Here is a 22,966-nt window from a genome sequence, read left to right as displayed (position 1 = left end):
TTGCTATCTTTTAAAGAACCGTTTTTCTCTAAAGCGGGTGCAAAGAAAGAGGTTTTATTTTTACCCGCCAAACTTTTTTGCAAAGTTTTTTCACAAAGAATTCAAAGATATAATATAACTGGCATCTTGTCAAGGGGTTGGATGGGGATTTTTTTTGATGGGAAATAGGCATTAGCTATTAGTCAATGGTCAATGGACATTGGTTACTGGTTACTGCTTATTGGTTATTGATTATTGCTCATTGATAAAAGCATTTCTATTCCCCTCCCTTTATTTGTGCATCTACAGTTGCAATAGTAATCATATTGACTATCTCACGTACAGAACACCCCAATTGCAGAATATGTACCGGTTGTTTCATTCCAAGAACAATTGGCCCTATTGCTTCTCCACTTTTCATAACCTGCATTAATTTATAAGCAATATTTGCACTTGCCAAATTTGGAAACACTAAAACATTGGGCTCATGACCTATTAAATTTGAAAACGGGTAATTTTCTTTCAATTCTTGCTGGTTGAAGGCAAAATTTGCCTGGACTTCCCCATCAGAGATAATTTCGGGGTATTTATCTTTCATTTGTGCAGCTGCACTTCTTACCAATTTAGGCTCAACATCATCCGAAGATCCAAAATTTGAATAGGCAAGAAAAGCAACCCTTGGCTCCATACCCATCATTTCTTTAACAGCCATTGCTGCCTGAAAGGCTATTTCCACAAGCTCTTCGGAAGTTGGGTTAGGTATCATAGTAGTATCGGTAAGAAACAACGGCCCACGTTTGGTCAGCATCATATACATACTTGACACTTTTTTCCCTGGAGTTTCTGTTCCAAAAATTTGAAGCGCCGGTTTAATTGTATGTGCATATTTACGGCTAATACCAGAAATAATCGCATCTGCCTCCCCTGATTCAACCATCATACAACCAAAATAATTACGCTTAGTCATTTCATTATTTGCTTCATAGAGATTATAGCCACGACGCTGCCGCTTTTCGAAGAACATTTTTCCGTAGCGCTTAACCATATCGGAAGAACACTTGCTCTGTGGATTAATAATCCTGGTATCCCCCAAATCAAGATTATACTTTTCAATTAAAGCATTGATCCTATCTTCATCACCTAATAATATCGGAATGGCAATTCTTTCATCCATAGCAATTTGCGCTGCCTTAAGCACACGATAGTCTTCTGCTTCAGCAAAAACAATACGTTTGGGATGCTGCTTGGCTTTATTGGTTAACCGCCTAATAATCTGGTCATCGTGCCCCAAACGTTTAATCAGACTCGTTTTATACTCTTCCCAATCTGTAATTCGATGTTTTGCCACCCCGCTATCGATAGCAGCTTTTGCTACAGCAGGTGCCACCACTGTTAACAACCGGGGATCAAGTGGTTTGGGAATGATATACTCCGTCCCAAACGAAATAGTATCTTTATTGTAAGCTTTTATAACCACATCTGGCACTGGTTCCTGGGCAAGATCCGCCAAAGCCTTTACCGCCGCCAACTTCATGGCTTCATTAATTGCCGTAGCCCTTACGTCCAGAGCTCCTCTAAAAATAAAGGGAAATCCAAGCACATTATTTACCTGGTTGGGATGATCTGAACGACCTGTTGCCATTAACACATCATCCCGTGTAGCCATTGCCAGATCATAAGCAATCTCCGGATCTGGATTTGCCAGGGCAAATACAATTGGGTTGGGAGCCATTTTCTTTAACATAGATGGAGTTACTACATTCCCCTTTGACAAACCTAAAAAAACATCTGCATCTGCCATTGCTTCTTCCAGATTATGATAATCTTTATCTGTTGCAAATTCCTTTTTGCTCCCTGACAACTGATCCCGGTCATTTCGGATTACACCTCTCGAGTCACAAACTATGATATTAGATTTTTGTACACCCAACTCTATAAATATCTTTATACAAGAAATGGCTGATGCGCCAGCTCCAGAAACTACTACCCTGACTTCTGCAGCCTTTTTACCTACTACTTTCAGCGCATTTATCAGACCCGCCCCGGAAATAATTGCAGTTCCATGCTGATCGTCGTGCATGATAGGGATATTGAGTTCTTCCTTTAACCTTTGTTCAATCTCAAAACAATCAGGAGCCTTAATATCCTCCAGATTAATACCGCCAAATGTGGGTTCAAGAGCTTTTACCACGGTAATAAATTCCTCAATGTTTTTGGTATTCAACTCCAAATCAAATACATCAATACCAGCAAAGATCTTAAACAACAATCCCTTTCCTTCCATTACAGGTTTTGAAGCTTCAGGACCGATATCCCCCAAACCAAGCACCGCCGTACCATTTGATATTACAGCCACAAGATTTCCCTTTGCTGTATACTTATATACATCTTCAACCTCATCGGCAATTTTACGACATGGCTCAGCTACTCCTGGAGAATAGGCTAAAGCAAGATCTCGTTGTGTTTTGGTAGCTTTTGTTGGAACAACTTCAATTTTTCCTGGGGTTCCCTTGGTATGATAATCAAGTGCATCCTGAATTCTTATCTTTGAATCAGCCATAAGTGATAGATTTATTTCAATAAATTATTCGACTATTTAAGCTTGCTACAACTGTACAAACTTCTAAGTAAATAAAGTTACTGAAATATACGATGCGATAAGCATGAATTAAATCAGGGAAGTATAGTGCCAGGAATGGAGATCATATTTTAGAAGTTCAGAGAGAGAAGAGCAGTCCTACCATCCTCCCTCATACTTCCAATTTTATATTGCTGTTAAAAATATAAATCGCGTTGGCCTTCTTTTATTTTTTCTAAACGATCGACAAGTTTTTCTTTGAATCGCTCATCTTCATAATTTGCCAACTCTTTTTCTATCAAATCATACCCTTTCTTTTTGGTTTCTTCCGGTGCATAATCTTCTAAATATTCTGCTAAAGTGAGCATAGCATTGGGCTGACAGAAGCGCTTAATAAACCCAGGCACAGAAAACTCCATAAAATGTTCACCTGTCCGGTCTAAACGGTAACAAGCCGTACAAAAAGAGGGGATATAACCATTACTAACCAATTCCTCCATGACTTCATTCAGTGAACGGTCGTCACATATTTCAAACTGCTCCTGATCCAAATCCTGCTGTTCTTCTATGCTAGTATATCCACCCAACTCTATATTAGTACCTCCATCTATCTGCGAAACACCATATTGTAATACCTCATCACGTATAGCTGCTGGTTCGCGGGCTGTAAGAATCAATCCGGTATAAGGTACTGCTAAACGAAGAATAGCCACTAATTTAGTAAAATCCTCATCCGATACCATCCACTTTTTATCAGCATTAACTCCTGAGGCCATTTGTAAACGCGGAAACGAGATGGTGTGGGGACCTACATTATACACCGCCTCAAAGTGATTAACATGACGCAACAGTCCCATTACTTCAAAACGCCAGTCATACAGGCCAAGCAAAGCACCGATTCCCAGATCATCTATCCCTCCTTCCATTGCCCGGTCTAAACCGGAAATTCTCCAGTCATAGTCACGCTTCACTCCGCTTTTGTGAACTTTCAGATAGGTTTCTTTGTGGTATGTTTCCTGAAATATCTGGTAAGTCCCGATACCCGCTTCTTTTACCGTTTTAAATCCCTCCACATCAAGTGGGGCAGCATTAATATTAACCCTGCGAATCTCACCGTTTTTATGCTTGACGGAATAAACGGTACGCACAGAATCTGCAATAAACTTTGCATTATATTTAGGATGTTCACCATAAACCAGGATAAGCCGTTTATGACCATTATCTTCTAATGCTTTTACCTGGTCCTTTAAATCCTGTTCTGTAAGTGTTGTTCTCTTTTGGTCTTTATTATCATTGCGAAAACCACAATATGTACAATTGTTCACACACAAATTCCCGATATACAAAGGGGCAAAAAGAACAATACGTTTTCCATATACCCTTTCTTTAAGTTCTTTGGCAGCATTTTTTATTTCCTGAATCAGTTCCGGATCATTGGCATTTATAAGAACAGCCGTTTCTTCAAGTGAGAGCCTGTTTTTTTTCAGAGACCTTTCAATTACTTCCCTTACTCGTTCCCTGGAAGGGTTTTCATTTTTTTGTAGAATTTCATTAATTTCTTCCTCATCTATGAAATTCTGCATTGATTTATCCTCAATACGATATTTTTGTGGATGATAGATCATTGACATCTTTTCTCTCCTATAAGTTTAGAGATGCAAAAATAAGGGCTTTTTCGGAGAAAAAGGTAAATAATTACCAAATAATTTAAGTCTCCAGGTTATTCCAGAAATGCGAAGGTAGGACTATAATATATTGCTTTAGGTCCCCACTTCGCTATTTTCGTTTGACAAATATTACTTTCCGAATACCATTTTTTGCACTTCTACACCATTAATTTGTTTTAAGGATGTCTCTAACTTCTCTTGTTCTTCCATTTCTCCAAAAAGCTCGAGGATAATTAAACCACTTTTACTGCAAAAATCATTAGATACTTCATGCATTCCTAAACGAGTTTTAATGGAACACCCATACTTTGTCAATACATTTTGCACTTCACCAGCTTCTTGTGTACGGTCATACACACTTACGCCTAAAATTGTAATGTCTGAATTAGCCATAACGCTTTAAATTTTAATGTAAAAACAAAAGTTAAGATAACAGGATGACTTTTTCAAGCAACAATTTCAAAATTGAGAGAATCTTTACACTCGGCCCCCCCCCATCTTAAAACACAAAATGCCGCCAACTCATTGAATTAACGGCATTTTTTGGATTTCTAAATGTTTATATACTACTTATAGCCTACAACATGAACTGCATTTTTTTCAGAATTAGCCTCTTTGGTTTCTATAATTATTACTCCATTCTTAGCTTTTTCACCGTATTTTTCTACCGCAAGAGCCTTGTCCTTCAATACACTAACCGACTCTATTATTTCCGGATCCAGTTTATTCATATCCGCCTTACTTATCTCAACTCCATCTTTTAAAACCATGGGCTCTTCAGATATTATGTCTTTCCCGGAACCTTCACCCTGTAAAACAAAATTTATAGGAACAGTATACGAAACCCTAACTGGCTCACCTTCGTGCTTTCCGGGTATCCACTTTGGCATTCCGGCTATAACCCGGATAGCTTCTTCGTCAAGATTAACATCAACACCCCGGACCGTTTTCACATCAGCAACCTTACCATCTGTATCAACCACAAACTGCACATAAACCCTTCCTTGCACTCCTTGCTCCCGGGCAATTACAGGATACTTCACGCTCTGTGCTATATACTTCCGCAATTCCATATCACCTCCAGGAAATTGCGGCATCTCGTCAACCATAAAATATACGGTTGAAGAGTCCGGCAAAAAATATCCTTCAACTTTTGTAGCCATCAGCTCTTCATTGGATATTTCATCAGCCTGTTGCTGAATTTCTTCTGTACCAATATTATCACAGGCAAAAAAGAAGGTAACTGTGGCTACAACAAAGAGACCAGCAACAGCCTTCATAACGCCACTGTTTCTTAAAGAATTATTTGTCATCATTTTAAATCGTTTTTTAGTAATGGATTGATTGAAGTTATTTACAGGCAGCAAACGGGCACCTGATGCCTGAAACAACAACAACATTTTGTACTGACCAATGGAAGCTCCCTTTTTTAACACTTCCTGATCGGCCTGAAACTCATGAAGCTCTTTTAATAACCGACGAATAATCCAGGCAAATGGATTAAACCACTGTATTACCAAAAGTGCCTCAATAATAATAACATCTAGTGAATGATTGAATCGAACATGAGCCATTTCATGCTCCATAATTTTAGCCAAATCATCTTTTGAATAAAGAGAACTGTTAACAAAAATGACACGAAAGAACGAAAACGGATTAAAGCGACCGGGCAAATTTGCCACCTTATAACCATTAATTTTTTGCCATTCTGCCTTTTGGGATAATCCGCCCAAACGGAAAAACCCATAAAAAAGCCTGGCTAACAAAACAGATGCCCCGACAACATAAAGCCAATTAAAGAAATGGTGCTTTGTAATAACCGGGACAATAGTTTGCTGTACCTGACCAGAATACACATTCACCGCCCCAAGCATGTAAGTGATATTTGGGCCACTGTTTTTTGTAAAAAAATACGATGACAAATCCAACAAAGGAACTACTGCAGCCACCAATAGCGACAAAAGCAGGTACATTCTGTTAAACCTGAACATTGGTTCGTTATGAAGCACAAGGCGATAAAAAACAGCTAACACTCCTAATATTACGGATGATTCTAACAAATACTTAATAATAGTTTCCATAGCTGTCAATTTTCGTTTTTTAACTCGTCCTTAACATCATTCATCAGATCTTCAAGTTCTTTAATATCCATATTGTCTTCTTTTGCAAAAAAGGATACCAATTCTTTCAACGATCCTTGAAAATAGTTTGACACAAAACGCTTCATAAACTTTTTACGATATGATTCTTTAGATACAACAGCAAAATAAACATACCCTCTACCTGCCTTTTCATGATCAACAAAACCTTTAGTTTCTAAAATCCTTACTATGGTAGATATGGTATTGAATGCAGGTTTGGGTTCCTGCATTTTTTCAACAATGCTTTTCACTGTGGTTTTGCCCAATTGCCACATAATCTGCATTACTTGTTCTTCTGCTTTTGTTAATTCCTTCATTTCACACTCTCTTTATCCGACAAGAAGAAAAATCATCTTTATACTCGATCCCATTTTCTATCCTGTCTTATCATTCAACTAAAATATTAGTTCAAAAATAAACGATCTATTTTTAATATCCAAATTTTAAACTACTTTTTTAGTTACACAAAACCAATTACTCCTCTCCTTACCCGAGATAATACAAAAGGTGCATTTACATGAGCTTTAAAATGAATGATTGCAATGACCCTATTTCTAAATTTATAGTACCCAAGCCATCTTTCACATCTAAATACATAATCTCTTCCTGATATAACTGATCTGTAAGTTTGTATTGCTTATTAGTTAATTGCCACTCTTTTACAATTTCCTCCGGTAGCTTTAGTTGAAAAGCAAAATTCTCAGAATCGCTGAAATTTGAGACAATAACCAACTTCTCATCACTACTCCATCTAACAAATGAATGAACTTTGGAGGTATAACCTGTTGTTTTTTCTCTATTATAAGCATGAATATCTTTATATGATCCCATTAAAGCCTTGCTTTTGGCAGTAAAATTTAACAATCGCTTATAAAAATCACGCAACTCTATTTCCGCCAATGTCGATTGTCCTCCGTCAAAAGCCCCTCCGTTCATCCACCTCTGATGGTGAGGCACCCCAACATAATCAAAAATAGAAGTTCGTGTAGGGTTCCCAAACCCAGCATCTTCATCTCCTGGCTCCCCAACTTCTTGTCCAAAATAAACCATGGTTGGTGAAGTACTTAATGTTGCTGAAACTACCATAGCTGGCATTCCTTTTCTTGCATCGCCTGCAAAACCCGGTGAAGCAATACGCTGCTCATCGTGATTTTCTAAAAAATGCAACATGTGATGTTCTATATCCATAAGCTTTTCCTGTATGGGAGCAATATTATCGGTTAAACCACGACCTTGCATGATATGCTTCAGTGTATCGTACAAATCCACCTTATCGTATAAATAATCCATTTTGCCCTTATGAATGTAATCACGATAAAGCCCGGGCTGATAGACCTCAGCCATCAAAAATGCATCTGTTTTTTTCATTTTAATGGATGAATTCATAAAACTCCAAAATTCAACAGGAACCATTTCTGCCATATCATATCGAAAACCATCAACTCCAATATCCAACCAAAAGAAAGCAATATCCCGGAATTTAGTCCACGAATCAGGCACAATCTTATCCTTCCAAAATTCATAATGGGCTTCAAACCCTTTATTTGAATAAGCCACTGGTAGTGTATCAAAATCAAAACTACCATCGGGGCGAACGCCATAGTTGATTTTTACCGTTTCATACCAATCATAATGATGTGGCTGAGCCAACCGGGATCCATTTCCTGTCCATTTTGCAGGATTTTCAACAAACTTCCCATCAGCCAGAGGATGTACAGCACTTCCCAAAGGCACATATCCATCTATTGTCTCAGGTACTTCAAAGGCTTCATTTACCACATAGTAAAAATTATTATCCCTCTTATATTCAACATTCACATCATCTTGACTCCCAAAATCAACAACTCCTTCCGGATTATTTAATCCTCTATAATTGCGTGCCACATGGTTTGGCACAATATCTATAATAACTTTCATTCCGTGCTTATGAGTCCTATTCACCAATGCCTTAAATTCTTCAAGCCTGTTTTCAGGATCTACTGCCAAATCAGGATCTACCTGGTAATAGTCTTTAACTGCATAAGGAGACCCGGCCCTACCCTTTACAACATCCGGATCATCATTGGAAATCCCATATTTAGAATAATCTGTAATGGTTGCATGATGTGGAACACCTGTATACCAAATATGTGTAACTCCTAAATCTTTGATTTCTGAAAGCGCCTGGTCGGTAAAATCATTAAACTTTCCAACACCATTTTCTTCTATGGTTCCCCATGGCTTGTTATTGGTATTTTTATTTCCAAATAAACGGGTAAATACCTGGTAAACTATCGCTTTTTCAGGTTTTATATCCTGTTCTGATTTCTGTTTTCCTTGTTGCACACAAGCCCCGCTTAACAAAGCAAACATAATCACTATGCTTATTAAATTATTTTTCATACTATAAAATTTAGTGTCAATCCTGATAAACCGGAATCCTGAGAAAAGAGATCTCCATTTTTTATCGTCATGCTAATTTAAGTCCTTGACATTATTATTTAATAACTATTTCTAATTGATCACTCCCTGTCATGACTGCATCTATATAAAGCTGCTGCTTTTTCCTATCATAGTTAAAAGATGTTTTTATATTATTTATGACAACTTCCTCTGGTTCTTCAGGAACATTATGGATAAAAAAAGAAATATCTCTATTATCTGGTTTTTCTTTGTATTCATAATCTTCCCGGGATAGGATAACAGCAAAACCTCCTTTTATATTCTCCATCCTAAAATTAAGTTTTTCAAACCTATTAGTTTTCCAACTATTGTTTGACATACCGTCATCCTCATACATAAAATCCTCTGAACTCATCAATGATGAATCATGATAATAATGAAGGCTTAGTTTTTTTGTACTATATTCTTCCATATTTCCAACAGGGTCTACCATAGGAATAAAAGCACCCCCTTTTACAAAAACCGGAATATTTTCAATATCCACAGGAACAGTCACTACCTGACCACCTTCAAATTTTTCGCCTGTGAAAAAATCAAACCAAATAGCGCCTTGAGGTAAGGCAACCTGCCAATCTACAGCACCTTTCTCCGTAACCGGCGAAACCAGCATGTTTTTACCCCATAAATAAGTATCTTTATTATCCATTATAGCAGTATCTTCATCCATATAAAACAAGGGACGCATCAATGGTGTTCCTTTTGTACTGTTTTCGTAAACCATAGTATATAGATATGGAGTCAACGCATACCTCAATTTTATATATCTACGGGTTATATCCCTTGTTTTTTTATCCCAATAAATAGGTTCCGGAGGAACATCTTCCTGTGCATGGGTTCTGTACACTGGTTGGAATACGCCATATTGAAGCCATCTTGTGTACAATTCAGCATCTTTATAATCTCCTGCAAAACCGCCTAAATCCGAGTGCATATAAGCCAAACCCTGCATTCCCATTTGTAAAGATATTTCCACCTGAGGCTTTAAACCTCCCCACGTACGACTCACATCGCCCGACCAGGGTATCATACCATACCGTTGCGAACCAGCAAAACCTGCCCTCATTAAAATAACAGGCCGCCTGTTTGTAAAATCATTTTGAAAACCTTCAAAAACTGTTTTGGCCCATTCATGCCCATAGGCATTATGCACCACATTAGCATCCCCAACTATGTGACGCAAGTTATCCGGGTGCATTTCCGGCTCACCTAAATCGCCCCACCAGCCATCTACTCCACTTAATGTATGTTTTTTATAAACACTCCAAAACCAATCTTTTGTCTCTTGTTTAAATATATCGAGCAGAGCAGTAGTTCCAAAGAAAAAATCAAATACATAAGGATTTCCCAACGAATCTGTCCCCAATAAATTATTACGGGCACATTCCTCAAACTTTTTGCTTGTTTTTAAAATAAAAGGTTCGGTAATTAAAACTGTTTTAACACCTTGTGATTTTATTTTCTCCATCATTTTTTCTGGTTCCGGGAATGCATTCCAATCCCAGTCCAAATTACCCATATGCCCCTTAACATCAGGTCCGAACCAGTACAGATCAAGAACTATTCCATCAAGAGGAAATCCCTGCTTTTTATATTCATCAACAACAGCTTCTACCTGTTTCTGGCTACGATAACCCATTCGAGAAGTAATATTACCCAACGCCCATCGAGGAGGCATTGGTTGATAACCTGTAACTTGCACATAGTTTTCGGTCACTTTTTGCATCGATTCCCCGGCCACCACAACATAACTCATCCTCCCTCCTACTGTTTCAAACTGAAGAATATCCCGATCTGTTTTACCCAGATCTAACCAACCATCTGCAGCATTATCGAACAACAGCATATATTTATTTGATGAAACCACCACAGGCAAAGAATAATACATTAGTTCAGCATGTGTTTGATAACCATAACTAGCCTTATTATACAGCCTAAGACGATGCCCCCTTCTGTCCATACCCAGCACACGCTCGCCTCCCCCCATCAATATTTCATTTGGCTCAAGATTCATCCGGAATCCTTTTAAAGAATCATTATACACCAAACCAACTTCCTCTGAAAACAACAGTGAATCTCCTGAAAAAAAAGATAAAGAAAAAGGACATTTACCTATCTCTGCGGTCATTCCCTTTGTTGAAAATGAAAGTTTTGTACCACTATCCTTTATAATTGTTTCAACCTTTTTGCGGGTGTTTGGAATTGCATAAGAGGGAGGGTTTTCGATATCATATAATGCGTACTCAACTTCAATCGAATAATCTGTTAACGCATTCAAATAGATTTCTCCTTCATTAGTAATTACAGTCAGGCCCTTTTCGGTTTCAATTACATCCTTTACAAAGCGACCGTCGCAATTAGAACGGCATCCTGTGAAACCAATCAGGGTAATTAGTAAAATTGTCAATCCAGAAGTAAATTTCATATACATTTTAATAAGATATTTTATAACATGGTCTCAATACAAATTTTTCTGCGCACATTTAATATCAATCCCAATTTCATAAATTAGTAAAAGTGCAATTTCTCCTTTTTACTACACAACATCAAAAAATATAAACAACACTACTTATATCAACCTATATATCTGCCACTTAATTTACTTAAACTATCATAAAATATAGAAACTATACAATCTATTGTTACCCACCAATTCAATACAACTAATTTATTAGTTAAATAATTTGCAAACTTATTTTTTTAGTTTAAGTTTGAACTAATATTTTAGTTCTTAAAAAATATAACCATGAAACTATCAAGAAAAACAATTATAATTTGCTTTCTGCTTTTTTTGGCAGGACACCTGACAGCAATATCTGCCCAATTCCAAATATTATCTGATACATTAAATACAAACAATGCAAGCGAAATTTCAGAAGCCAAGCTGCTAGAGCACAATTACAAGTTATATAAAGCAATTAATGCTTATCAAAAAATATATCAACGCGACACTACCAATTTGGAAATACTCAAGGAACTTGAGTCGCTATACACAAATACTTCGCAATACCAGGAAGCACTAGACTTTACTTTAAAAATATTAAAATATCAACCTCAAAATAATCATTACAGAATAAAAAGCGGATTACTATACAAGAAACTCGACGAACACAAGAAAGCCTTGCAAATTTTAAAAAACATCAGATGGCAGGATCCACACAACTTATATATTATTACACAAATTGCAGACACCTATCGTGATATTAATGCGGCAGACAGCGCTTTAGTTTATTATACTAAGGCTTGTGAAATGAACCCAACTACCTCAAATTTAATCAAGGGGGCCGATATCCTATTAAAAAACAAAAAGAACACCGAAGCACTTCATTTCCTAAACACTTACTATTCAAAAAAACAGCACTGCAGTAAAGTCCTGCAACGACTATATGGAAAAACCCAATATGTAAACGACAGTATATATGATGCATACGAAATTTTTAATGACTTATATAAAAATGGAGATTCATCACAGGTTACTTCTAAATTTTTAGGACTTTCATGCTGGAAGATTTCTCATTTTACTAGGGGGGAATCGGTATTAGAGAACTATATTAAAAAGGACACTACAGACTACCTGGCTTATTACGTTTTAGGCATATGCTGCAAACGCAACAATAATTTCAATAAAAGCATTGCCTATCTGAACAAATCACTAGAATTGTACACTCCCGACAGTAAAACAATGGCCATGATTCACAAAGGAATAGCTGAATCATTCGAATGGATGATGGAATACAAACAGGCGATTGCCCACTACAAACTAATATCAAATTACAGTCCTGAAAACATTTTTGGTGAATATAAGATTGCCATGATATATGATTACGAAATAAAAAACAAAGAGAAGGCACTACAATGCTACAATAACCTTATAAACAAAATAAACAGGGAAGATTCAACCTCGGAAAGCCAAATAGAAACTTTCTGCAAAATGAGGGTTGCCAAGCTGAATGAAACCCTTTTTTGGGAAAAAGAAAATTAACGGTATAAATCATCAAACTTTCATAAAAATAAGCTCCTGCTTTTCAAAACAAACAATTTAATACAAACAGGCAGCTGATCACCGTATTCCAAAACACAATATTTTCGTACTTTTACCCAATAAACAACGAAAATATTGTTATGAACAAAAATATACCACATTTACAAAACAACGTTGAAACAGCACTGAATCAAAAACGCATAAAAGATGCTCTGTCAATCCTTAACCAATTAGCGCTAAACAACCATAAAGGGATGCTTAACGATGAACTTTATAATTTGGAGTTCGCATATAAAAGCATGTTAAAATACACTTTTGACGGAGTTAGTGATCCGGAACAACAACAGGTATATAACAATATTATAAAATCATGCTACGATTTATCCGATGCACTATTTGCTTCAATTAACAACAGCAAATCCAACAATATTTTTTATGAAACCCAGCGTAACCTTCAATTAAATAATCAAATATCAGTTGTATCGGTTATTGAAGAGTTTTTTGCTGAACACGCAAAAAACCAAATTACAGCACAAAATGAAATCAGCAGCCAGTATTCTCTTGAAATATCTGGAATATTATTTAACCACCTTTGGGCTACTTCTAATATTTCTGATGATGAATACAAGAGAATCCTGGAACTTATTGTTGACCATAATATACACTTTAGTTATAGGTGCATTTTTATCTCAGCCATAACAATTGGGTTATTTCAGGAATTCAACGAAAATAAGATTCTACTTCTTTTCAATGCTTTACAAAGCAATGAGGATGTAATATTGCAAAGAACACTAACCGGCCTGCTATTAGTCCTTTTTAAATATGACAGCAGATTGTTTGTCTACCCCAAAATCAAATCAAGGCTTACATTATTACAGGAAGACAAGCGATTGATTAAAAATATATTATCTATCGCAATACAACTCATCAGAACAAGGGAGACAGAAAAGATTTCTACAAAACTAAATGAGGAGATACTTCCGGAGGTAGTAAAAATGCAACCAAACCTTAGAAACAAGTTGGATTTAGATAACCTCCTTGGCGAAAAGCTCAACGAAGGAGAAAACCCGGAATGGGAAGACTTTTTCAAAGACTCTCCTGAATTAATGAACAAGTTGGAAGAACTAACGGAATTGCAACTGGAAGGGGCTGATGTTTTCCTGACGACCTTTAAAATGCTCAAACACTTTAGCTTCTTCAATTCTGTTTACAACTGGTTTACTCCTTTTTACCTCGAAAATCCTGAATTAAAAAAAGCCCTCGGAAATGAAGATAATATTTTCTCAAACAAGAAAATACAAGAAAGTTTAGCCAACTCAGGTTTTCTATGCAACTCAGATAAATATTCTCTATTTCTGAGCATCCCACACATGCCACCATTTCAAAAAGATATGATGGGAAAAATGTTTGAGCAACAGATGGAACAAATGGATGAAATAGAAAAAGACGAAAAAATTATTAGTCCCGAAAAAAAACAATCAATTATTTCGAACAGGTATATCCAGGATTTATATCGTTTTTTTAAGATCCATCCTCAGCACCACCAATTTGAAGATATTTTTGCATGGAAAATGGATTTTCATAACAAAACTTTCTTTACGTACATTATTGAAGACATTGACAGTTTAAGACAGATTGCAGAATTTTTCTTTAAAAAAGAATACTTTAATGAAGCGGCTGAAGCTTTTGAGATCATCAATAAAAAACAAATAGATAATATTGAAATCATACAAAAGCTGGCTTACTGTTATCAGCAAAACAAAACATATAAAAAAGCCCTGAAACAGTACTTAAAGGCCGACATTTTAAAACCTGAGCAAATATGGACTACAAAAAAAATTGCCTTAATGTATAAACTATTAAGGCAACCAGAAAAAGCTTTGGAATACTATTTAATTGCAGAAAGACTAAAACCTAAAGACTTATATACTCAAGCCTCCATTGGCCATTGCCATTTAGACTTAAAAAACTACACTGATGCCCTTAAATATTATTTTAAGGTTGAATATCTTGACGAATCAAACACCAAAGTATGGCGACCGATCGCATGGTGTTCATTTGTTGTCGGCAATTTGAAACAAGCAGAAAAATATTACAATAAACTACTTCTTACATCATCAAACACACACGATATAATTAACATCGCACATGTTTTTTGGTGCCAAAACAACAGAAGAGAAGCCTTAAAATTTTATCAAAAAGCTATTTCTAAAATGAACAATAACTTCACTGAGTTTTTCGAAGTATTTAATGAAGACATCCCTTATCTTACCAAAAACGGCATCCTAAAAGAGGATATCCCTTTTATTATTGATCAACTAAAATATAATATTGAAGGATAATACATAAACCTACAAATAAATGGCAAAGAAAAAAATACAGACAGAATTATATAGCTACGGAATATATACAAACTGGGATAGAAATTCCCGCGCTTTACCAAAATTATTAAAAATAACAGAACAGATACCCCTGGAATTAGACATTGAATTTGGCTATGTGATTAAAATTAAAGGAGCAAAAGGAAAAAGGATTACGTTTAAGATAGATCATCCGCCATTTACAGATGAAAATGGTAGAATTGCACCCCCCTTTACCGGAGAATATTTTGTACGTTCTAACGATTATGAGTTCTTTTTAGGAGATACCATCTGGGAACCCATCCATAATAAAAAAGGAGAATGGAAACTTACAACCTGGCTCGAAGGGGAACTATTAATCCAAAAATCACTATATGTTAAAGAACCGTAATATATTAGTTCAACACAACAGTAATCAAGAAAAATGTGAAACCTAATAAAGCAATTACCAACAAAACTTCAATTACGAAAAACCAAAAAATCTTTCTCTTTAACCTAACCGTATTATCATCCGTTTTTCTAAACATCTCCCTAAATTTTTCTAACATTACGCTACAAATATAACAGTTTAACTAATTGATAAAAAAAACCTTAACAGCTTTTAACTACAATTTAGATTCCTTTAGCCCTTTATAATTACCGGTTTTCATTTCAATAAAAAATCAAACACCCCAACAATTGCTGCTCCAATATCTAAATTAGCTTTACCAAGCTATTAAAAAAACACCGTCTTTAAAAGTTAAAAATTATTAATAAACACATCAATATATAAGCACTTTCCTTAGTTATAATAACGAAAAGAATACATAATTATTGAGCTTTACCACAAAAAATAGTACTTTGGTTTTTTCAATAATGAAATATACTACTAACCAATAAAGACAAATGAAAAATATAGCAGTAGTTTTATCGGGGTGTGGCGTTTTTGATGGCTCTGAGATACATGAAGCAACTCTAACTCTTTTAGCTATTAATAAAAAAGGTGCTATTTACCAATGTTTTGCCCCAAACACCACTCAACACCACGTAATAAACCATATTACCGGTGAAGAAATGCAGGAATCAAGAAATGTATTGGTCGAATCAGCCAGGATTGCCAGAGGCCAGATCAAAGATCTTGAAACTTTAAATTCTAATGATTTTGATGCCATTGTTTTTCCGGGAGGCTTTGGAGCTGCCAAAAATTTAAGCAATCTTGCTTTTGAGGGAGCAGATTGCAAAGTTCTTCCATTAGTTGCTGAAAAAATAAAAGAATTCTGGACGAACAAAAAACCCATTGGGGCCATGTGCATAGCTCCTGCAGTAATTGCTAAAATAATTCCAGGCTCTCTGGTCACCATAGGAAACGATATTGCCACCAAAGATACCATCACCCAAATGGGATCGACGCATCAGAATACAAATCATACAGAGACTGTTATAGACGCAAAAAACAAAATTGTAACAACCCCTTGTTACATGCTTGATGCAAACATTGCTCAGATTGAACAGGGAACCTTAAATTTAATTGACGAAATAATAAAATTATAAATTACTTTAATCGAAACATAAAAAAGGCCACCCAAAAGAAAGGAGGCCTTTTTTGCACTTTAAAAAATAAGTACAAAGATAGCCAGGCCTACGATAATAATTTGAATGGTTAAAATTACGTTTGGGACATCAGCCCTTAAAATCGATCCTAGCAAAGGTGTTTGTCTGGTAACTCTCATAATTAGTCATTTAGTTATTACAAATTTCACACAAAGATGATAAAATTTCAGTTTTCTAACCAAACCTCATCCGCCTCATTTAATGAAACACCATGATTTACAAATGAACCCCCCACTTTTTTAAACAAGACGACTTTTTTATGCTTGAAAATTTGAATATTTTATTTAAATTCACATGTTATAAATTAAAATAACTACAAGCATCCAAAAATCTATTCCATGCTAAAGGCAATAATAATTGATGACGAATCTTCTGCCCGTCAGAGCATAAAAAAAATACTTGAAATGTATCTTAACGATATTGTTGAAGTTATGGATACAGCAGACGATCTTGAAAAAGGGATTGCTTTAATCAGAAGATTAAACCCCAACATTGTCTTTCTTGACATATCAATGCCCAAAGAATCAGGTTTAGAGTTATTCAATTATTTTACCAACATAAACTTTGATGTGGTTTTTGTTACTGCACACCAACAATATGCGGTTAATGCTGTTGGACTTGGAGCAGCCGGGTATTTATTAAAACCAATAAAGCCAAAGCAATTGGTAGACATAGTACTAAAAATAAATATTCGACAACAAAACACAGATAATTACAAAAACAACGCACAATGGATCTATAACAATTGCAAACTTTTGGTTAACCACCAAAAAGGCGTTCATATTATTCCGTATAAAAAAATAAAAGCCATAGAGGCAGATGGAAATTACTGCAAAATATACAGGGATAATGACGAACCTTTATATGTATCCAAAACAATAGGCAGTATTGAAGAAAACATTCCTAAACTACATTTTTTCAGAACCCACCGTTCGTGTATCGCAAATCTTAATTACATATCTGAAATTGATAAAGAGAAAAATATTATTCACCTTGATGGTATTAAAGTACCCCTGGCCTCTGCCAACTTTAAAAATCTAATTGAAGAATTATCCAGATTAACTAATAATTCAAACTAGGTCTTATCACTATCAAACACACCTAACTTTCTCAATAAGAAATTTGCATCTTTTCCTACACCTCCCTCACAACACCCCATTATCCAACAACATTATTATATGCTCAATCATTCTGTCATCTCCTTCCGAATCGAATTCAGTTTTAAGGTTTGAACCAAAAATTCGTGCAACAGACTGCCACATAAATGCCGACAAACCTCCTTTTAAGTCTTTTATTAACTTATAACTAGTATCTCCGGTTTCTCTTTCTATCAATTTAATAAGCATCCTTCCCTGTGAAAAAGTAAGTTTCCTTAAAGGCTTTTCAAACTCTTCAAAAAGTTCTTTTTCAGCAATTTTGATATATTGCTTCTTCTGCTTTTCGCCAGATATTGTGTCTAAGGCCAAAGCTATGGCATCCAACCGCCGCTTAGCCAGCCTGGCATAGGGCAAAGTCTTTTTAACATTAATAACCAATCTGCTATATCGCTTATGCTGCCTTTTATTTTTAAACTTCCAAGGGGGAGAAACCTGCACCTCTTTAATGTACACATGGGGAATTGTATCTCCTTCAAGCACTTTGCCTTTTAAAAGATTTAGAGTACTGGTTTTAAGAGTATCCACCTGAGCCACAACGCTCAAACTGAATGTCATTAATCCATATAACACAATTATATTTTTGCAAAGCTTCCTCATAAAAAAGAGAGTATGACAAAAGTAATTCCTGCAATAAAATTACAACTTTTAATAGTGCATAAAAAAGAAAAACCGATCATTACTGACCGGCTTATTCTACTATCTTAAATTTTGAACGAGGCAATTATACATTAAACCTAAAATGCATAATGTCGCCGTCCTGAACAACATATTCTTTACCCTCAACATTCATCTTCCCTGCTTCTTTACAAGCCAATTCCGACTTATAGTGTACATAGTCATCATATTTAATAACCTCAGCCCTGATAAAACCTTTTTCAAAATCAGTATGAATAACAGCAGCTGCCTGTGGCGCACATGCACCTTTAGGATAGGTCCAAGCTCTTACTTCCTTAACCCCTGCGGTAAAATAAGTTTCTAACTCTAAAAGTTTATAGGCCGACCTGATTAATTTTGCAACCCCTGATTCAGAAAGCCCTATATCTTCTAAAAACATTTGTCTTTCCTCAAACGAATCCAACTCTGCAATATCAGCTTCTGTTTGTGCTGCAATTACCAAAACCTCAGCATTTTCATCAGCAACAGCTGTTTTTACTGCTTCAACATGACCATTGCCATCAACAACCGAGCCTTCATCAACGTTGCACACATACAATACTGGCTTATTGGTAAGCAAATATAAATCTTTAGATACTTTTTGCTGGGCTTCGGTAAGCTCAACCGTTCTGGCAGATTTCCCTGATTCCAGAACTTCTTTATACAAATACAAAACTTCTACCAACCGCTTTAGATCCTGATCTTTAGAAGCCTTGGCTGCTTTTTCTGATTTCTGCAAACGATTTTCAATGGTCTCCAAATCTTTCATCTGAAGTTCCATATCAATCACTTCTTTATCTCTGACCGGATCAACCGAACCGTCAACATGAGTTACATTATCATCATCAAAACATCTCAAAACATGGATAATTGCATCTGTTTCACGGATATTTGACAAGAATTTATTTCCAAGACCTTCACCTTTACTTGCACCCTTCACCAATCCTGCAATATCTACAATCTCAACCGTTGCAGGCAAAACCCTTTGTGGCTGAACCAATTCTTCAAGTTTAATCAAACGCTCATCCGGTACTGTTATAACACCCACATTAGGCTCAATAGTACAGAATGGAAAATTAGCAGACTGAGCTTTAGCATTTGACAGACAATTAAATAATGTAGACTTTCCAACATTTGGCAAACCTACAATCCCACATTGTAATCCCATTTTATATTTATTTCAGTATCACTATTTTATCAAAAATTTGTGCAAAAGTACATCAAATTTTCGGCTTGAAAAAACATTATGGGAAATAACACAACAAATTACTGCAACTTGGCACTACCCCACATCTCATTATATAACAATACTTTAAAAAACTAAAACTGCCCATTCAATAAATTTTGCCGCATAATATTAAACCTTTTTACATATATCACGTCAAAAGAACCGTAAGTTAATCGATATTGATTGAGAAATAATATTAATGGCATACCAGAAAATAAATGACATAGAACTTGTTGAACTATTTAAATCTAAGGACAGCCAACAAAAAGCCTTTAAGATACTAATGCAAAAGTATAAAGAAAGGCTATATTGGCACATTAGAAAAATAGTACTTACACATGAAGATGCCGACGATGTGCTACAAAATACGTTTGTGAAAATATGGCAGAACCTTGATTCTTTCCAAGGCAACTCGGCTTTATACACCTGGATATACCGGATAGCAACAAACGAATCATTAACTTTACTAAAGAAAAAGAAAAAAAACAGTGCCTATCCTATAGATGGAGAAGTAAACAAACTGGAAAGCCAACTAAAAAGCGATCCTTACTTTGAAGGAACTGAAATTCAGATACAACTTCAAAAAGCAATTAGCACTTTACCTGAAAAACAAAAAATCATATTCAATATGAAATATTTTGATGATTTAAAATATGGTGAGATTGCTGAAATTTTAGAAACTTCAGTTGGATCTTTAAAAGCATCATATCACCACGCTGCAAAAAAAATTGAAGCATACTTAAAAAACACATTAGTAAACAAATAATAGATTTTTTTTGATCTGAACAATTAAACCTTTTAATAAAACCAGAATCAAAGAAATAACAGGAGATAATTGAAATGAAAGAGGAGTTTAATATACTTAATCAGATAAAAAAGGAAAACCCGGATACTGGATTCTCTGTTCCAGATCATTATTTTGATTCGTTTGATGATCAAATGATGAGCCTGATTGAGTCAAAAAAAATATCCACCGGGAAAAAGGTTGTTATGATATTAAAGCCATGGCTGTCACTTGCGGCTATTTTTACCCTGATTACTTTGGTTTACTATGTATCTCCAATATCAAAAACCAACAATCAAATTGCAGATGCATCATTTACAACAGAAGTATCTCTTGAGTATTTATCCCCCAGTTTTGATGAATATGAGTTAATAGATATCATAATCGATAATGAAAACAATGCTATATTTGACAATATAAATTCCGATCCCAACTTACTTGAAGGATTGACATACGAAGACATTGAAGATATTGTAATCTTTTAAAGCAAAAAAAATGAATAAGACTTTTCTACTAATAATATTGTTTCTTTCTATACATATATTTTCCTGGGGACAACAATTCTCGAGGGAAGAAAAAATAGAGCGACTTAAAGCACAAAAAGTTGCATTTATAACCAATAAATTAAACCTGTCAACAGAAGAAGCCCAGGCATTTTGGCCTGTTTACAATGATTTTTTTAAAAAACGGGAAGGTCTTGCCAGACAAAAAAAACAGATTACTCTTGATTTACAAAACAACTGGATGAAATACTCAAGCGAAAAGAAGACTGAATTGGCTGATAGCCTGATTAACTTTAGATTGAAAGAAGCAAAACTGGAACAAGCCTATCATCAAAAATTCAAAAGTATACTTAGTATTGATAAAGTAATTAAACTATATAATTCCGAACAGCAATACAAAAACTACTTACTTACACAAATAAGAAATCAAAACTCTTTAAAACCATCACAAAGAGAGGCTAAAAGAAAATAAAAACGAGCAGGTTGTTCCTGCTCGTTGCAATATTTTATTTCTGAATAATACTTATTGCTTCTTCAACAGTAACAAGACTCTGCTCACCTGAACTCATGTTTTTGAGGGTAATCTTATTCTCCAAAATTTCATCTTCGCCTGCCATGGCCACAAACAAAATTTCTTTTTTATTAGCATAAGCCATTTGTTTCTTCATTTTTGCAGAATCAGGATACAACTCAGCTTTGATTCCGGCAGCCCTAACATGTTGTAAGGCCTTTAATGAATACAAGGCTTCTTTTTCCCCAAAATTAACAAACAGCAATTGGGTCGAAACAATAGATTCCTTAGGATAAAGATCCAAGGTATTCATCACATCATAAATCCTGTCTGCACCAAAAGATATACCAACACCAGATACATCTTTCAACCCAAAGATACCGGTCAGGTCATCATACCTTCCACCCCCGGTAATACTCCCTATCTGAACATCAAGGGCTTTCACCTCAAAAATAGCTCCTGTATAATAATTCAGCCCTCTTGCCAGGGTGAGGTCAAGCTCAACTTCAGTTGTAATTGTTAAGGTTGCTAGATATTCAAGTACACTTTCAATTTCACTTACACCTTTTAAACCAACTTCCGATGTTTTAAGAACCGATTTAAGTGTTTCTACCTTCTCCTGATTGGTTCCTGCCAGGTTAATGATAGGCTGTAGCTTTTCTATAGCTCCTTCCGACAAATTCTTTTGCCTCAACTCTTCATTCACCTTATCTAATCCAATCTTGTCGAGCTTATCAATAGCAACAGTTATATCTATTATTTTATCAGCCTCTCCAATGATCTCGGCAATACCTGTAAGTATCTTTCTGTTGTTCAGTTTTACCACAACATTAATCCCCAAGGCATTGTAAACATCATCAACTATCTGAATCAACTCCACTTCATTCATCAGCGAGTCCGAACCAACAACATCTACATCACACTGATAAAACTCCCTGTAGCGCCCCTTTTGTGGCCTATCTGCCCGCCAAACGGGTTGAATCTGGTATCGTTTGAAAGGGAATGTAATCTCATTCTGGTGCTGTACAACAAAGCGGGCAAATGGTACCGTTAGGTCATATCTTAACCCTTTTTCAGAAATTTGGGTTGTAGTTTTTACCGAGTTCTTTTCGGTTAAAAATTGCTCATTTGCCTTTGCCAGGAAATCACCAGAATTCAATATCTTAAACAATAACTTATCCCCTTCCTCTCCATATTTACCCATTAATGTGGATAAATTTTCCATTGCCGGTGTTTCTATAGGTTGATATCCATATTTTACAAATACTGATTTTATGGTATCAAATATATAATTACGTTTCGCCATTTCAACGGGCGAAAAATCCCTGGTTCCTTTTGGTATAGCAGGTTTTTGAGCCATTATATTAAACATTTAAATTTTAACGAAGCGCAA

The 22,966-nt window shown here is 35.6% G+C and carries 18 protein-coding genes; 8 read left to right on the top strand and 10 right to left on the bottom strand.

Annotated elements, in window-relative coordinates; genetic code table 11:
* Positions 1-256: 256 nt before the first annotated feature.
* The 7 genes from OM074_RS21625 to OM074_RS16775 form a co-directional block, all read right to left on the bottom strand.
* On the bottom strand, positions 257-2,539 hold the full coding sequence (locus tag OM074_RS21625; protein ID WP_301201575.1) for an NADP-dependent malic enzyme: 2,283 nt from the start codon (positions 2,537-2,539) through the stop codon (positions 257-259).
* 215 nt (positions 2,540-2,754) lie between these two features.
* Complete coding sequence (gene hydG, locus OM074_RS16800; protein ID WP_301201573.1) at positions 2,755-4,188, bottom strand: [FeFe] hydrogenase H-cluster radical SAM maturase HydG; 1,434 nt, start codon at positions 4,186-4,188, stop codon at positions 2,755-2,757.
* 165 nt (positions 4,189-4,353) lie between these two features.
* Positions 4,354-4,617 carry a CPF_0552 family protein gene (locus OM074_RS16795; protein ID WP_301201571.1) on the bottom strand — a complete coding sequence of 88 codons (264 nt, stop codon included), beginning with the start codon at positions 4,615-4,617 and terminating at the stop codon, positions 4,354-4,356.
* Between the two features lie 173 nt (positions 4,618-4,790).
* Positions 4,791-6,305 carry a M56 family metallopeptidase gene (locus OM074_RS16790; RefSeq protein WP_301201569.1) on the bottom strand — a complete coding sequence of 505 codons (1,515 nt, stop codon included), beginning with the start codon at positions 6,303-6,305 and terminating at the stop codon, positions 4,791-4,793.
* Between the two features lie 5 nt (positions 6,306-6,310).
* Positions 6,311-6,682: a BlaI/MecI/CopY family transcriptional regulator gene (locus tag OM074_RS16785; RefSeq protein ID WP_301201567.1), complete on the bottom strand. Its 372-nt coding sequence runs from the start codon at positions 6,680-6,682 to the stop codon at positions 6,311-6,313.
* A 196-nt stretch (positions 6,683-6,878) separates the two neighbouring features.
* The gene (locus tag OM074_RS16780; protein WP_301201565.1) at positions 6,879-8,747 is read right to left on the bottom strand and encodes an alpha-amylase family protein; all 1,869 of its coding nucleotides are present in this window, start codon (positions 8,745-8,747) and stop codon (positions 6,879-6,881) included.
* Positions 8,748-8,841: 94 nt separating this feature from the next.
* Positions 8,842-11,229, bottom strand: coding sequence for a TIM-barrel domain-containing protein (locus OM074_RS16775; RefSeq protein ID WP_301201563.1), 2,388 nt, complete (start codon positions 11,227-11,229; stop codon positions 8,842-8,844).
* A gap of 321 nt (positions 11,230-11,550) precedes the next feature.
* Between OM074_RS16775 and OM074_RS16770 the strand changes: the two genes are divergently transcribed.
* The 5 genes from OM074_RS16770 (at position 11,551) to OM074_RS16750 (ending at position 17,815) form a co-directional block, all read left to right on the top strand.
* Positions 11,551-12,786: a tetratricopeptide repeat protein gene (locus OM074_RS16770; protein WP_301201561.1), complete on the top strand. Its 1,236-nt coding sequence runs from the start codon at positions 11,551-11,553 to the stop codon at positions 12,784-12,786.
* A gap of 140 nt (positions 12,787-12,926) precedes the next feature.
* Positions 12,927-15,128, top strand: coding sequence for a tetratricopeptide repeat protein (locus tag OM074_RS16765; protein ID WP_301201559.1), 2,202 nt, complete (start codon positions 12,927-12,929; stop codon positions 15,126-15,128).
* Between the two features lie 19 nt (positions 15,129-15,147).
* Positions 15,148-15,537: a DUF3859 domain-containing protein gene (locus OM074_RS16760; protein ID WP_301201557.1), complete on the top strand. Its 390-nt coding sequence runs from the start codon at positions 15,148-15,150 to the stop codon at positions 15,535-15,537.
* A gap of 494 nt (positions 15,538-16,031) precedes the next feature.
* Complete coding sequence (gene elbB, locus OM074_RS16755; protein WP_301201555.1) at positions 16,032-16,676, top strand: isoprenoid biosynthesis glyoxalase ElbB; 645 nt, start codon at positions 16,032-16,034, stop codon at positions 16,674-16,676.
* A gap of 398 nt (positions 16,677-17,074) precedes the next feature.
* On the top strand, positions 17,075-17,815 hold the full coding sequence (locus tag OM074_RS16750; protein ID WP_301201553.1) for a LytR/AlgR family response regulator transcription factor: 741 nt from the start codon (positions 17,075-17,077) through the stop codon (positions 17,813-17,815).
* Positions 17,816-17,881: 66 nt separating this feature from the next.
* On the opposite strand, the gene OM074_RS16745 is transcribed toward OM074_RS16750, so the two are convergent.
* Together OM074_RS16745 and ychF are read right to left on the bottom strand one after the other, a co-directional pair.
* Complete coding sequence (locus OM074_RS16745) at positions 17,882-18,490, bottom strand: DUF4294 domain-containing protein (protein WP_301201550.1); 609 nt, start codon at positions 18,488-18,490, stop codon at positions 17,882-17,884.
* A 124-nt stretch (positions 18,491-18,614) separates the two neighbouring features.
* Complete coding sequence (ychF, locus tag OM074_RS16740; RefSeq protein WP_301201548.1) at positions 18,615-19,715, bottom strand: redox-regulated ATPase YchF; 1,101 nt, start codon at positions 19,713-19,715, stop codon at positions 18,615-18,617.
* Between the two features lie 259 nt (positions 19,716-19,974).
* On the opposite strand from ychF, the gene OM074_RS16735 reads away from it, so the two are divergent.
* From OM074_RS16735 to OM074_RS16725, 3 genes are all read left to right on the top strand, one after another.
* Positions 19,975-20,541, top strand: coding sequence for an RNA polymerase sigma factor (locus tag OM074_RS16735; protein ID WP_301201546.1), 567 nt, complete (start codon positions 19,975-19,977; stop codon positions 20,539-20,541).
* Positions 20,542-20,615: 74 nt separating this feature from the next.
* Positions 20,616-21,044, top strand: a complete 429-nt coding sequence (locus OM074_RS16730; protein WP_301201544.1) for a hypothetical protein — start codon at positions 20,616-20,618, stop codon at positions 21,042-21,044.
* A 10-nt stretch (positions 21,045-21,054) separates the two neighbouring features.
* Complete coding sequence (locus tag OM074_RS16725) at positions 21,055-21,534, top strand: hypothetical protein (protein WP_301201542.1); 480 nt, start codon at positions 21,055-21,057, stop codon at positions 21,532-21,534.
* 34 nt (positions 21,535-21,568) lie between these two features.
* On the opposite strand, the gene hisS is transcribed toward OM074_RS16725, so the two are convergent.
* The gene (gene hisS / locus OM074_RS16720; RefSeq protein WP_301201539.1) at positions 21,569-22,933 is read right to left on the bottom strand and encodes a histidine--tRNA ligase; all 1,365 of its coding nucleotides are present in this window, start codon (positions 22,931-22,933) and stop codon (positions 21,569-21,571) included.
* Positions 22,934-22,966: the final 33 nt, after the last annotated feature.

Source organism: Plebeiibacterium marinum (genome assembly GCF_026013615.1).
In the GTDB taxonomy this organism is placed as follows: Bacteria; Bacteroidota; Bacteroidia; order Bacteroidales; family Marinilabiliaceae; genus Saccharicrinis; species Saccharicrinis marinus_A.
The sequence above is the reverse complement of the archived record's forward strand: the minus strand, read 5'-3'. Positions and strand labels throughout refer to the sequence as shown.